This is a genomic window from Nocardiopsis sp. LDBS1602 (assembly GCF_035818715.1).
Taxonomy (GTDB): domain Bacteria; phylum Actinomycetota; class Actinomycetes; order Streptosporangiales; family Streptosporangiaceae; genus Nocardiopsis; species Nocardiopsis alba.
The window spans coordinates 169,336-183,126 of record NZ_JAYLVW010000006.1; the positions used below are offsets into that span (position 1 = coordinate 169,336).

Genomic DNA, 13,791 nt, shown 5'->3' on the forward strand with positions numbered 1-13,791 from the left:
CCCGATGGGCGTCACCCTCACCGGTGGCGCCCATCGTCGTATCCCACCGGTCCTCCCCTCGGGCGGTGAACGGGTGTGGCCCCGCGGGCCAAGAACCGTTGAACAGCCGCGAACAGGGCTTCAGGTCGGTGCCGTCCTCGGGCCACGATGGTGGTGTGTCCACCCTGCGCAACCAGCACACACGCCCGGGGCCCGACGCCGTGGAACGCGGATCGGGGTCCGGCCGCGGCCCTTCCTTCCGCCCCATCGTGGATCTGGACTCCGGCGCCGTCGTGGCGGTGGAGATCGTGGTCCCCGTACCGCGAGGGTTGGAACGGGCCGACGGGAGCGGGCGCGTGGCCTCGCTCTCGGCCGAATGGCTCTCCTCCCTGGTCAGGTCCGGTGTCGGGGCCGAGAGTCCCCTCCCGCTGATCCTGCCGTTGCCCTCGGCGGCCCTCGCCGACCGGGCCGATCTGCCCTCCCTGGCCGAGAGCGCGTTGCGCCGGGCCGGTCGTCGTCCGCGCGACGTCACCCTGATGCTCACACCCGACCTGGTCGATCTGCCCCGTGGACGGATCCTGGCCGGGGTCGTCGGGCTGCGCGCCCGGGGGTTCCGGTGCGGTTTCGGCACCGCGATGGCCCGGCCGGATCTGGTGGTGGAGGCCGCTCCCTTCCTGATCCGGTTGGACCCGCGACTCGTGTCGGGGATCGACGGCGATCAGCGCAACGGCGGGATCGTGGAGGGGCTGACCCGGATCGGCCGCAGCGGCGGAGTGTACGCCTTGGCCGCCGAGGTGTCCCGAAGCGAGGAGGTCGTGCGTCTGCGCGCGTGCGGGGTCCGCTTGGGGAGCGGCGACTTCTTCGCCGATCCGGGTTGGCGCCCCGGAGAGAAGGTGACGCCGGTGCCCGAGCCGACGGCCGCCGCCCTGGACGACTCCGACGCCGGGCCCCGGGTCACCGAGTTCATGGTCCCCCCGGTCGACTTCGACGCCGAGTCCACCGGTGGGCAGGTGTTGGAGGCCTTCACCGGCGACACCGCGCTCAACAGCGTGGTGCTGATCGACCACCAGGACAAACCGATCGGGGTGATCGACCGGACGCGGTTCCTGCTGTCGGTGACCGGACGGTACGGCCACGCGCTGCACGCCAAGCGCCCGGCCCTGCGCCTGGCCGAGTCCCCTCGGACCGTTCCCGCCTGGACCTCGGCGATCGCCGCCCTCCGGGTGGCGGGCCAGGACCGTGAGCGTGTCTACGACGACCTGATCGTAACCAACCCCTACGGCCAGTGCCTGGGGGTCGTGCACGTCAGCGACCTCATCCAGTCCCTGTCCCGACGTTGAACGACCGCTCCGGCCCACGACCGCGCGCGGGTCCCGTGCCCGGTGGGGCGCGGGACCCGTCGGTCGGCCGTGGTGAGGCGTTCAGCGCAGGGGTTCGGGCCCCTTGACCCCCGAGGGGCTGATCGTGGGCCGCGCGTCCTCGACGGAGCGATCGTCCTGTCGGGGAAGGGCCTCGGCCCGCTCCAGCTCCCGGCGCAGTCGCTCGCGGGTCTCCTCGTCGTAGAGGTAGTCCAGCTCGGGGCGGCGGGGAAGCAGACCGTCGCCGGAGGAGCGGCCCATGGCGCGACGACGCAGCCACGGCACCAGGTACTGGCGTGCCCAGCGGCGGTTCTCCCGACGGCGCAGGATGCGCGGAAGCTGGCGGGGCGGCGTGGCCCAGGGGTCGGTCCAGGACTCGCGCGGTCCCATCGGGTGTCCGAGCAGGTCGGCGACCCGGGCGGCGACGATCTGATGGCCGGCGCCGTTGGGGTGCAGGCGGTCGTCGCCCCAGGCACGAGGGTCGTTGAGGGCGTTGAGGGCCCACAGGTCGACGATCTCGGTGCCGGTGCGTTCGGCGACCGCGCGCATGTGCATGCTGAAGACCGCGATACGCCCCCGGTACAGGCGCAGGACGGGGATCCAACCGGTGTCGTGTCCGGCCAGGATCACGACACGGATCCCCGCGTCGCGCAGACGGCGTACGCCCTGCTCGAACTGTTCGGCCAATTCGTCCAGGTCGTTGCCGGGCCGCAGGACGTCGTTGCCCCCGGCCAGCACGGTGACCAGGTCGGGCTTCCACTCCAGGGTCTGTTCGAGCTGTTCGCCGAAGATGTGGCGCATCCGCCGGCCGCGCACGCCCAGGTTCGCGTAACGGAAGTCCGGGGTCAGGGTGCCGAGGTGCTCGGCGAGACGGTCCGCGAAACCCCGGTACTCGCCGCCCGGTCCGCTGTCGTCCTCCATCCCCTCGGTGAGGCTGTCGCCGATGGCGACGTAGGACCGAATGACCTGCGGTCTGTCCACGGCACCGGCAGCGGGGGGATTCATCTCAAGGTCTGTCACGTCAACCAATCATCCGGATCGACCGCCCCACGCCTGTCGAGCACCGGGGCGAGGGAGCGGAAGTCGTGGCGGGTCGCGGTCTGCCGCTGCCCCGTGCGTGTCCGAGCGCCGTCGGTCCGGGACCGGCCGTGGACACCGGAACCGAACGGCGCTCGGGCGAGGAAAGTGCCCATCCAGCATACCCTCGCTCGACATCGGCGAGCCGGATTCGTGCGTGTCGGAGACCACTGGACCGCCCTGTTCGCCCTGGTTCTCGGCACGCGCCCGTACTCGTTCCGGGCGTCGTGTCGGAGAAGCGGGGTCTCTCTGTACGGGCAACGGACGAAGGACACGTGAAGAGCCTCAGGACGCCTATGGGGTAGCTCACATACCTTTTCGACATTTCGTTGAGCTCTTATCGTGGATCCCCTCCGTCACGGAGACCGCACACCGTGGTCACGATCCATCTTCCGTCGACCGGGTCCCCCGGGACTACCCATGTGCGTCCCGGGCACGTACGATCTCGTGAAGCACTCACGGCACCGTCGACTCCGACCCGCTGTTCCCCCACGCGACCCGCTCGGAGCACTCACCGGCCCGTCCCCCCTCAGGGCTCAGGGCGCGTACTGTGGTGCATCGAACCGAAGGCCCGTGCGGTTCCTCCCCAATTCACGTGCAGACACCAGGAGGTCGAGGTCCCCAGCGGATGAACGCCGTCTCTCCGATCTGCCTCGTCGACCTCGCTCCGGCACTGCGCTGGTCGAGGTCGCCGGACGTGGCACCCCTGCTCCGACACGACCGGCTCATCGACGGTTGGTGGCGCTCCCTTCCGGTCACCCGCGTCCTGGACATCGCCGGTCCTCCCTGGTTGGCCCACGGCCTGGCCAGGCTCGCCGTCGAGCAGTGGGAGCACGTCCCCCTAGAGGAGTTCCTCCCGAGTCTGCGCAGCAGACCCGTGGACTGTTCCGAACTCTCCGAACCCGTACGCGGCGCGGTCGTGGCCACCGCCGGCGACTGGGACCACCTGATCTCCGCCACCCCTCAGGAGATCTCCGGCTGGTCTCTGGACGAATGCGGTGTCCTCGACATCGTCAGCACCGTCGCCTGGCGTGCCCTCCAACCCTGCTGTGAACTGCCGAGCGGCCCCACGCCCTCTCCCGCCCTGATGCTGGAGGCCGTGCGCACCATCTCGAACTGGCTCCCCGACACCGCGCCCGAACACGTGCGCAGCGCCCTCGACTACCTCGACGCGGCCACCGGGGCGAGCGGTGTCCCGGACTCGCCCGAGGAGATCGCGGAGGGGTCGAACCCGCCGCAGAGCCCGGCCACCCGGGCGATCCGCACCCTTCGCGCGCTCCGGGCCCATCGCGACCAGCGCGAGCGGGAGCGGTCCCCCGAGGAGGTGTCCGGCTCCGCGGCCGAGACCATGCCCTCCTCGAGCGACACCGTTCCGCCCTCCCCGAATCGGGTCGGCGGCGGCATGGTGAGCTCGGCGGCGATGATCCCCGGCACCACCCCGGCACCCGAACCCGAGAAGCCCTCCGGTTCGGGCCTGGGCGACCTGCGCTCCCAGTTCCGCAGCTCCCTGCTCGGCCCCGGACGCACCCTGCGCCGGCCCAGCTTCGGCCCGCCCAAGGCCATGCGCGACCAGCCCGAGGAACAGCCGCCCGCACCCGTCCTGGGACGCCACCCACTGGTGGACCTGGTCGAGGAGATGGTCCGTTCCTGGCCCGAGTTGGAGCGGACGGTGGCGGCCGAACGGCTCTTCGCCACCGACCCCATCAGCATCCGCGTCCTGTCCGAGCAGATCTCGGTGGACGTCACCGAGATCCGCGGCGCCCAGCGCAAGGTCGAGGAGCGACTGTTGCGCTGGCTCGCCTCTCCCGAGGGCGCGGCCATCACCAAACACCTGCGCGAGCTGTCCGAACAGTTGGGCGCCGCCACCACCATCGACCGGCTCATCAACGCCCACCCCGATCATCCGGTGGATGTGCCCACGCTGCACACCCCGTTGTGGCGCGTGATCATCACCCTGTTCACCGATCGGCGGATGCACAACGGGTGGCTCATCGCCGACGACCCCAACCGTCTGCGCCTTCAGACCCGTGAGCTGTTGGGGGACGCCCCCGACCTCACCGAGGCCGGTATCCGGTTGGGTCGGATCGGTGTCCGCCAACAGGAGCTGCGCGCCTGGCTGTTGAGCACGCCGGGGGTGAGCCTGCGCGAGGGCCGTGTGCACGTGGACACCTCCGTGCCCGTGGAGGCCCCCGGTGGCGACCACTCCCCGGACGGGTCCGGGGCCACCACCGAGAACGGGCTGCCGATCCGCCGCCGCCCGGAGGCCCCGGCCCCCGAGCCCGCTTTCCCTCCGCCCGTACGGACCGGGCCCCCGCAAAGACCCGACCAGATCCAGGGGACGGCCCCGCCGCTGCGCGCGAACACGATGGCCCCGCCCGCTCCGGTCCCTCCGGTGGGGCTCGTCCACGACCCGCCGCCGCGCGGAGCCAGTGAACCGGCCCTGTCGGCCCGCTGTTTCCGCGCCCCGGACGGGCGTTGGTGGCACCGCATCGACATCACCGCCGATCACCTCAACGGGGCCCCGGTGGCGGTGCCCCCCGGGTACGCCACCCACCTGGGTCTCCAGCCGGGTCGTCTGCTGTGTCTGACCGCCCCGGGCGCCGATCTGTTGGTGCTGGTCTGGCGCGACCAACCGGCCTTCGACTCGTTGCGTCCGCTCCTGCGTCGGCAGGCGGCCCAGCCCGGCGACCGTATCTTCATCACGGTGACCGGGGATCGGTTGGACGCGCGCAAGCTGCCGGTGAGCGATCTGAGCGGCCACTCCCCCGCCGCCCGGGCCCTGCACCTGATCGGCTACACCGCTCCGGCGTCCACCGAGGAGGCCCTGCGCATCCTCTCCCGCCGGGTGACCGACAACGGCGACGAGTCGTTGGCCGAGCCCCGGGCACTGCTCGACGTCCTGTCCCTGCGCGGCGACGAGGACATCGCCGGTGAGCTGCGTTCGGGCATGTTCGCCGCTCGCTAGAGCCGTCTCGTCGAAGGCCCGCGACCACGTATCGGTCGCGGGCCTTCGTCGTGCTCGCGGTGTTCACGGGCCGATTCGTCACGTTCCGGGCGTGACAGAGCACGAGGGAAGATGTAGGTTAGCCTTACCTAAGAGAACTGAGGTGATCCTCCTGTCCCCGAACACCCTGGCCCCGTCCCCCGTCGAGCGGGCCCGTTCCGTCCTGGCCCGCCCGAACCCGGCGACCGTGACGACCTCCGAGGCGTCCCTGCACCTGACCGGCCCCGCCTGTCACACCGGCCCCGACGGCGAGGTCACCCTGCTGATCCCGGACCGGCACCGTCTCCTGGCCCTGCTCGACCCCGAGGGCCACGAGGTCACCATCGAGTTCACCGACACCGCCCCCGTCGACCTGCGCGACCGGGTCCGCTCCCTGCTCTGGATCAACGGGAACCTGCGGCTGCCCTCCGCCCGGCGGGCCCGGGACCTGGCCCTCGAGGCGGTGGAGGACGATCCCGACGAACGCCTCCTCGACCTGGGCCACGGACGCACCATGGTCGTCCTGGAGCCCCACCTGATCATGTACTCCGACAACGACGGCTGCCACCTGCTGTCCCCGGAGGAGTTCACCTCCCTGCGGGCGGACCCCTTCGACCGCTGGGAAGGCCCCTGGCTCCGCCACCTGGAGCGGGACCACGGCGACCTGCTGCACGCGGTCGTCCGCCATTGCCCGGTCCCCCTGCCCGAGGGCCGGCCACGTCCCCTGGGGGTGGACCGCTACGGGCTGCGCCTCCGCATGGAGGGGTCCGATGGCGACCACGACGTGCTGATCCCCTTCCACCGCCCGGCCCGCACCCCGCACGAGGTCGCGCACCGGGTCCACGAACTCGCCCACTCCCCCCTCTGGTGAGACCCCGGGCCCGGCGCACTCGAACGATACGGACGCCCATCGGCATCGCCCTCAGGCCGCGTAGAAGCCCTCCGTGAGTCCGACGGCCGCGAAGAGACCCCAGCTCGTGACCTGGTAGAGGGACATCGCCACGACCTGCGCGATCAGCAGGCGACGGCGCATCACGCTCGCACGGCGCGTGCACACCAGAACGAAGTGGGTGACACCGACCGGCGTCATCAGCAGCCACACCGTGGGCCACAGCCAGAAGAAGACCCACGGACCCCACCAGGCGGGGTGGTCCTGGGAGACGAGGAACAGGGAGCCCTGGGTCACCAGGGCGACGCCCAACGAGGCGAGGGCGGACAGCACCCACACGGGGATCCACCAGGCGGAGGTCGATCGTCGAACGGAGGCGCCGGACACGGCGACGGAGGGGGCCATGGCGATATCCTGCCCCACCCCCTCGCGGCCCCGGGGCGCGGGGCCTCATGAGGAACGACGGCGGGCCGGGACCTCATGAGGTCCCGGCCCGTTCGCACGTCGGATCGGATCAGACGTTGAAGCCCAGCATGCGCAGCTGGTCCCGACCGTCGTCGGTGATCTTGTCCGGACCCCACGGCGGCATCCAGACCCAGTTGATCTTGACGTCGCGCTCGAACTCGTCCAGGGCGCTGTTGGCCTGGTCCTCGATCACGTCCGTCAGCGGGCAGGCCGCGCTGGTCAGGGTCATGTCCAGGGTGATCGAGGAGTCGTCCGCGTTCACCCCGTACAGCAGACCCAGGTCCACGATGTTCACCCCGAGCTCGGGGTCGATGACGTCCTTGAGCGCCTCTTCGATCTCCTCGGCCAGCTTCTCCTGTTCAGGAGAGAGCGGAGCGGCCTCGGGCTTCTCGGCGGTCTCGGTCGTCGTGCTCTCGTTCTCGCTCATTCAGGCGCCTTCCTTCTCCAAGGACTGCGAGACCGCGTCCTTCCAGGCCATCCACCCCAGCAGGGCGCACTTGATCCGGGCCGGGTACTTGGACACGCCGACGAACGCCACCGCGTCCTCCAGCACGTCCTCGTCGGGTTCACCCTTGCCCTTGGACTGCATCATCTCGGTGAACGCGTTCAGGGTCTCCATCCCCTCGGCCACCGACCGGCCGATCAGCAGGTCGGTGAGCACCGAGGTGCTGGCCTGACTGATCGAGCAGCCCATCCCCTCATAGGAGACGTCGCTGACGATCGCCTTCTCGTCCAGACCGGTCGCCCCGGAGGCGGGCGTCAACGCCACCCGCAGCGTCACCTCGTCCCCACAGGTGGGGTTAATGTGGTGCGCCTCGGCGTCGTGCGGATCCCGCAGCCCTTTGTGATGCGGGTTCCGATAGTGGTCCAGGATGATCTCCTGGTACATCGCGTCCAACTGCATGATCAGGCAGAATCCTCGATTACTAGGCCCGGGTCCCGAAGAACCTCTGGGCGGCCCGGATCGCCTCCGCGAGCGCGTCCACGTCCTCCATCGTGTTGTAGAGGTAGAAGGACGCGCGCGTGGTCGCGACGATGCCGAGCTTACGGTGCAGCGGCCAGGCACAGTGGTGGCCCACCCGCACCTCGACCCCCCTGTCGTCCAGGACCTGGCCCAGGTCGTGCGGGTGGATGTCCTCCACCGCGAACGACACCGCGCCGCCCCGGTCGGCGATCTCGTTCGGCCCCACGATGCTCGCGCCCTCGATCGCCCCGATCTGCTTCAGGGCGTATTCGGTGAGCGCGCGCTCGTGATCGGCGACCAGATCCATACCCACCTTGGACAGGTAGTCACAGGCCGCGGCCAGACCGACGGCCTGCGGGGCCATCGGCACACCGGCCTCGAAACGCTGAGGCGGTTCCGCCCAGGTCGAGTGGTCCATGTGCACCACTCCGATCATCGAGCCGCCGCTGATGAACGGAGGCATCGCCTCCAGCAGCTCGCGCCGTCCCCACAGGACACCGATCCCGTTGGGGCCGAGCATCTTGTGACCGGAGAAGGCGAGGAAGTCCACGTCCAGGGCGGCCACGTCGACCGGCATGTGCGGCACCGACTGGCAGGCGTCCAGCAGCACCAGCGCGCCGACCTCGCGGGCCCGCGCCGTGATCGGGGCGACCGGGTTCACGGTGCCGAGCACGTTGGACTGGTGCGCGAAGGCCACCATCCTGGTGCGCTCGTTGACGATCTCGTTCAGGTCCGACAGGTCCAGACGACCCTCGTCGGTCACCGGGAACCAGCGCAGGGTCGCGCCGGTGCGCTGACAGAGCTGCTGCCAGGGCACCAGGTTGGCGTGGTGCTCCATCTCGGTGACGACGATCTCGTCGCCCGGGCCCACCTTCAGCCGTCGCAGCCCGTCCTCGGCGGTGGCCGCGTTGCTCATGGCGTAGGCCACCAGGTTGATCGCCTCGGTGGCGTTCTTGGTGAACACCACCTCGCCCGAGTCGGCACCGATGAAGGACGCGATGGTCTCACGGGCCGACTCGTAGGCGTCGGTGGCCTCCTCCGCGAGCTGGTGCGCGCCCCGGTGCACCGCCGCGTTGTGGCGTTCGTAGAACTCACGCTCGGCGTCCAGCACCTGACGGGGCTTCTGCGAGGTAGCCCCGGAGTCGAGGTACACCAACGGGCGCCCGTCACGGACGGTCCGGGACAGGATCGGAAAGTCCTCCCGGATCGCCGCGACGTCGAGCCGTCCCAGCTCGCGATCACTCATGTGTTACGCGCCCGCCTTCACGAACCGCTCGTAACCCTCGGACTCCAGCGCGGCGGCCAGCTCGGGGCCACCGGACTCGGCGATGCGACCCTCCGCGAAGACGTGCACGAAGTCGGGCTTCACGTAGTTGAGGATGCGGGTGTAGTGCGTGATGAGCATGACGCCCATGTCGTTGGCCGCCTGGGCGCGGTTGATGCCCTCGGAGACGATCTTGAGCGCGTCGACGTCCAGGCCGGAGTCGGTCTCGTCCAGGATCGCGACCTTCGGCTTGAGCAGCTCGAGCTGAAGGATCTCGTGACGCTTCTTCTCACCACCGGAGAAGCCCTCGTTGACGCCGCGGGCGGCGAAGGAGGAGTCGATGGACAGGTCCTTCATCGCGCCCTGGAGCTCCTTGGAGAACTGCCGGAGCTTGGGGGCCTCGCCGCGCACCGCGCTGACGGAGCTGCGCAGGAAGTTGGACATGGAGACGCCCGGGACCTCGACCGGGTACTGCATCGCCAGGAACACGCCGGCGCGCGCCCGCTCGTCGACCTCCATCTCCAGGACGTTCTCACCGTCGAGGAGGACCTCGCCCTCGGTGATCTCGTAACGGGGGTGGCCCGCGATCGCGTAGGCGAGGGTGGACTTGCCGGAGCCGTTGGGGCCCATGATGGCGTGGGTCTCACCGGAGTTGATGGTGAGGTCGACGCCCTTGAGGATCTCCTGCCGCTCGTCCTCGCTGATGAGGACGTCGGCACGCAGACCGCGGATTTCGAACTTCGTCATTTCAAGCCTCAGGAATTCTTCTCATCCAGCGAGACGAGCACGTCGTCGCCGTCGATCTTCACGTCGTAGGTGGGAACCGGCCGGGTCGCGGGCGGGTTGATCGGCGCCCCCGACTTCAGGTCGAAGCAGGAACCGTGCAGCCAGCACTCGATGGTCCCGTCCTCGACCTCGCCCTCCGAGAGGCGGACCTCGGCGTGCGAGCACACGTCGCGCAGCGCGTAGATCTCACCCTCGGTGCGCACCAGCGCGATGGGCGTCTCGTCGTCGGTCTCGATCCCCAGGACACCTTCCTCGGGGATCTCGTCGAGCTCGGCGACCTTGGTCCAGCCGTCGGTCTCACTCATGTGCGGCAAGCTTTCGCTCGACCTTCTCCATGACGTGATCGCGCAGGTCCTCGTCGTCGATCCGGTTGACGATGTCCAGGAAGTAGCCCCGGATGATCAGACGCCGGGCCTCCTCGGCGGGGATGCCGCGCGAGCACAGGTAGAAGAGGTGGATGTCGTCCAGCCGACCGCTGGCGCTGGCGTGTCCGGCCCCCTGCACCTCACCGGTGAAGATCTCCAGGTTCGGCACGGAGTCGACACGGGTGTCGTCGGTGAGCTGGAGGTTCCGGTTGTGCTCGTAGGAGTCGGTGCCCTCGGTGCCCTCGCCGATGATCACGTCACCGATCCAGACCGTGTGGGCCCCGGCGCCGCTGAGCGCGCCCTTGTAGTCCACGCGGGACCGGGTGTGGGACAGGTTGTGGTCGATCAGCGAGCGGTGCTCGTGGTGCTGGTCGTCCCCGGCGAAGTAGAGCCCGTAGAGCTCGGCGTTGCCGCCGCGGCCCTCGTAGGACACGCGCGGGGAGAGACGGATCAGGTCGCCGCCCAGGGTGATGACGACCGACTTGAAGCTGGCGTCCTTGCCGATCCGCGCGTTGTGCTGACCGACCTCGACGGCGTCGTCGTCCTGCTCCTGGAGGTTGACCAGGGTGAGCCTGGCGCCCTCACCGACGTGGATGTCGAGGGTGCCCGCCCGCACACCGGTGCCGGTGGCGGTCATGATGATCGTGGCCTCGGCCATCGGCTGGACGTCGATCACCATCTGCTCGAAGGCGGTGCCGCCCAGACCCTTGCGGTCGATCGTGATCGCCTTGTCGGCGACCAGCGAGCGCGGCACGGTGACGACGGTGGCCTGCTCGAAGGAGCTGTAGGCCTGCGCGATCACGCGGTCGACGGGCAGACCCGCCTTGCCCAGACGCTCGTCGTCACGGCCGACCTTCTCGACGGTGACGCCCTCGGGGGCGTCGATGACGAGCTCGTCGGTGCCGTCGGCGGTCCCCTTCCAGTCGTGCAGACCCTTGAGGCGGCGCAGCGGGGTGAAGCGCCACTCCTCCTCGCGCCCGTTCGGGACGGGGAAGTCGTTCACGTCGCTGGAGCCGTGCGTGTCGAGCTTGGAGACCGGGATCTGTCCCAGGCCGTGGCTGTGCGCCTTGGGCTCCGTGTTCGTGGTCGTCAACTCAACCCACCGATCCTTCCATCTGGAGCTCGATCAGACGGTTCAGCTCCAGCGCGTATTCCATCGGGAGCTCCCGGGCGATGGGCTCCACGAATCCTCGAACGACCATGGCCATGGCCTCTTCCTCGCCCATCCCCCGGCTCATCAGGTAGAAGAGCTGGTCCTCGCTGACCTTGGAGACGGTGGCCTCGTGCGCGAGCTCGACGTCGTCCTCGCGCAGGTCGTTGTAGGGGTAGGTGTCGGAACGGCTGATCGTGTCGATCAGCAGGGCGTCGCACTCCACCGAGGACTTGGCGAGGTGCGCCCCCTCCTGGACCTGGATCAGGCCGCGGTAGGAGGAGCGACCGCCACCGCGCGCCACCGACTTGGAGACGACCTTGGAGGAGGTGTTGGGCGCGCAGTGCACCATCTTGGCGCCGGTGTCCTGGTGCTGACCCTCGCCCGCGAACGCGATCGAGAGGGTCTCGCCCTTGGCGTGCTCGCCCATCAGGTACACGGCCGGGTACTTCATGGTGACCTGGGAGCCGATGTTGCCGTCGACCCACTCCATGGTCGCGCCCTCTTCGGCGATGGCGCGCTTGGTGACCAGGTTGAAGACGTTGTTCGACCAGTTCTGGATGGTCGTGTAACGGCAGCGGGCGTTCTTCTTGACGATGATCTCGACGACCGCGGAGTGCAGCGAGTCCGACTTGTAGATCGGCGCGGTGCAGCCCTCGACGTAGTGGACGTAGGCGCCCTCGTCGACGATGATCAGCGTCCGCTCGAACTGACCCATGTTCTCGGTGTTGATCCGGAAGTAGGCCTGGAGCGGGATCTCCACGTGCACGTTCTTGGGCACGTAGATGAACGAGCCACCGCTCCACACCGCCGTGTTGAGCGCGGCGAACTTGTTGTCGCCGGCCGGGATCACGGAGCCGAAGTACTCCTCGAAGATCTCCGGGTGCTCCTTGAGCGCGGTGTCGGTGTCCAGGAAGATGACACCCTGCTCCTCCAGGTCCTCGCGGATCTGGTGGTAGACGACCTCGGACTCGTACTGAGCGGCGACACCGGCGACCAGACGCTGCTTCTCCGCCTCGGGGATGCCCAGCTTGTCGTAGGTGTTCTTGATGTCCTCGGGCAGGTCCTCCCAGGAGGTGGCCTGCTTCTCCGTGGACCGCACGAAGTACTTGATGTTGTCGAAGTCGATCTTGGACAGGTCCGCGCCCCAGTCGGGCATCGGCTTCTTGTCGAAGAGCCGGAGCGACTTCAGACGGAGCTTGGTCATCCACTCCGGCTCGCTCTTCTTGTCCGAGATGTCCCGGACGACCTCCTCGTTCAGACCACGACGGGCCGTGGCCCCGGCCTCGTCGGAGTCGGCCCAGCCGTACTCATATGTTCCGAGCCCTTCGAGCTCGGGGTGCGCGACAGAAGTCATGCGCGGACTCCTCCTGGACTCAGACGTCCTTGTGGTGTTGCGATCCTCCGCTCGCCGTACGGCGAGCGGTGTTGGTCGCGGGGACGTGGTGCTCCCCGCCGTCGCCGTCTCCCCGGGGGGTGACGTGTGTGGTGCACACACCGTCGCCATGGGCGATGGTGGCCAACCTGCGCACCGGGGTGCCCAGAAGCCGCGCGAAGGCCTCGATCTCGGCCTCGCAGAGCTGCGGGAACTCGGCGGCCACGTGCGCGACGGGGCAGTGGTGTTGGCACAATTGGTCGCCGCCTCCGGGGGCCGGAGCCCGGCCGGCGGTGGCGGCGTAGCCGTCGTTGGAGAGCGCCTCGGCCAGTAGCAGGACACGTCGCTCCGGGGGAACCGCGTCCAGCATGGGCTTGTAGCGCCGCTCCAGGTCGGCGACCTGACTCTGGGCGAACTCCCCGACCGCCTCGGGTCCGGCGGTCCTCGCGAGGAAACGCAGGGCCTCGGTGGCCAGGTCGTCGTAGGCGTGCACGAAGGCGTCGCGTCCGGCCTCGGTGATGGCGAAGACGCGGGCGGGGCGCCCTCTGCGTCGACGTCCGTGCACCGGTCGGGCGTCACGGGCCTCGATCATGCCCTCGCCGGCCAGGTGGTCGAGATGGCGGCGGATCGCCGCCGGGGTCAGACCGAGCCGCTCGCCCAGGGCGGACGCGGTGATCGGACCCTTCTCCAGAATGAGCCGGGCGACGCGGGCGCGGGTACCGTGGTCGGGCCCGTTCAGGGGACGGGGGGCATGGCGTGCCTCGGACATGCTCCTCCCCCCTCGTTCGCTACCGGCTCGTGGTTTTGACAACATCAGTGTGGCTTAAATAAGTCCACCGAGGCAAACCCGATACGATGCGCTTCATCACGAAGGTCAGGCTTGCCTAAGCTGGAGATTCGCTCGAGCCGGCTGCCCGGAGCCCTCTCACGAGCGGTTTCCTCCGCACGTGCTTTCTCGAATGACAAGACTCGAGTCTCGCCATTCGAGCGAATTTTTCTCAGGGGACACCGTGTCGACTCCGCGGGGACCAGGGGAAACGGGTCAACGGATGTGAACAACGGGAAAGCGGGCGGAGCCATTCCCCCGGAACCCGATCTCGTCCGCCCCACGATCCCCCGAGCCCCGGATCACGCCT

General features: G+C 69.3%; 13 protein-coding genes. 3 read left to right on the forward strand and 10 right to left on the reverse strand.

Annotated elements, in window-relative coordinates:
• Window positions 1-98 precede the first annotated feature (98 nt).
• Window positions 99-1,319: an EAL domain-containing protein gene (locus U9J66_RS18895; RefSeq protein ID WP_326338282.1), complete on the forward strand. Its 1,221-nt coding sequence runs from the start codon at window positions 99-101 to the stop codon at window positions 1,317-1,319.
• Between the two features lie 81 nt (window positions 1,320-1,400).
• On the opposite strand, the gene U9J66_RS18900 is transcribed toward U9J66_RS18895, so the two are convergent.
• A complete protein-coding gene (locus U9J66_RS18900; RefSeq protein WP_042283428.1) occupies window positions 1,401-2,342 on the reverse strand; it encodes an SGNH/GDSL hydrolase family protein in 942 nt (313 codons plus the stop codon).
• 700 nt (window positions 2,343-3,042) lie between these two features.
• On the opposite strand from U9J66_RS18900, the gene U9J66_RS18905 reads away from it, so the two are divergent.
• Both U9J66_RS18905 and U9J66_RS18910 read left to right on the forward strand, forming a co-directional pair.
• Window positions 3,043-5,379: a hypothetical protein gene (locus U9J66_RS18905; protein ID WP_326338283.1), complete on the forward strand. Its 2,337-nt coding sequence runs from the start codon at window positions 3,043-3,045 to the stop codon at window positions 5,377-5,379.
• Window positions 5,380-5,521: 142 nt separating this feature from the next.
• Entirely contained in the window at window positions 5,522-6,268 is a 747-nt protein-coding gene (locus tag U9J66_RS18910; RefSeq protein ID WP_017535395.1) for a DUF2470 domain-containing protein, read from the forward strand.
• A 51-nt stretch (window positions 6,269-6,319) separates the two neighbouring features.
• Here U9J66_RS18910 and U9J66_RS18915 read toward each other — a convergent pair whose 3' ends face one another.
• The 9 genes from U9J66_RS18915 to U9J66_RS18955 form a co-directional block, all read right to left on the reverse strand.
• Window positions 6,320-6,691, reverse strand: coding sequence for a hypothetical protein (locus U9J66_RS18915; protein WP_042283430.1), 372 nt, complete (start codon window positions 6,689-6,691; stop codon window positions 6,320-6,322).
• 109 nt (window positions 6,692-6,800) lie between these two features.
• Entirely contained in the window at window positions 6,801-7,178 is a 378-nt protein-coding gene (locus U9J66_RS18920; RefSeq protein ID WP_014910639.1) for a metal-sulfur cluster assembly factor, read from the reverse strand.
• The gene (gene sufU, locus U9J66_RS18925; protein ID WP_014910223.1) at window positions 7,179-7,655 is read right to left on the reverse strand and encodes a Fe-S cluster assembly sulfur transfer protein SufU; all 477 of its coding nucleotides are present in this window, start codon (window positions 7,653-7,655) and stop codon (window positions 7,179-7,181) included.
• Window positions 7,656-7,677: 22 nt separating this feature from the next.
• Window positions 7,678-8,961 (reverse strand): cysteine desulfurase, encoded by a 1,284-nt coding sequence (locus tag U9J66_RS18930; protein ID WP_014910315.1) that lies wholly within the window; start codon window positions 8,959-8,961, stop codon window positions 7,678-7,680.
• Between the two features lie 3 nt (window positions 8,962-8,964).
• A complete protein-coding gene (gene sufC / locus U9J66_RS18935) occupies window positions 8,965-9,726 on the reverse strand; it encodes a Fe-S cluster assembly ATPase SufC (protein WP_014912613.1) in 762 nt (253 codons plus the stop codon).
• A gap of 8 nt (window positions 9,727-9,734) precedes the next feature.
• Window positions 9,735-10,070 (reverse strand): non-heme iron oxygenase ferredoxin subunit, encoded by a 336-nt coding sequence (locus U9J66_RS18940; protein WP_014911922.1) that lies wholly within the window; start codon window positions 10,068-10,070, stop codon window positions 9,735-9,737.
• Window positions 10,063-11,223 (reverse strand): Fe-S cluster assembly protein SufD, encoded by a 1,161-nt coding sequence (sufD, locus tag U9J66_RS18945; protein ID WP_014909925.1) that lies wholly within the window; start codon window positions 11,221-11,223, stop codon window positions 10,063-10,065. The genes U9J66_RS18940 and sufD overlap by 8 nt, the downstream gene beginning before the upstream one ends.
• A 1-nt stretch (window position 11,224) precedes the next feature.
• Window positions 11,225-12,637: a Fe-S cluster assembly protein SufB gene (sufB, locus tag U9J66_RS18950; protein WP_014912019.1), complete on the reverse strand. Its 1,413-nt coding sequence runs from the start codon at window positions 12,635-12,637 to the stop codon at window positions 11,225-11,227.
• Window positions 12,638-12,656: 19 nt separating this feature from the next.
• Window positions 12,657-13,424, reverse strand: coding sequence for a helix-turn-helix transcriptional regulator (locus U9J66_RS18955; protein ID WP_014910548.1), 768 nt, complete (start codon window positions 13,422-13,424; stop codon window positions 12,657-12,659).
• Window positions 13,425-13,791: the final 367 nt, after the last annotated feature.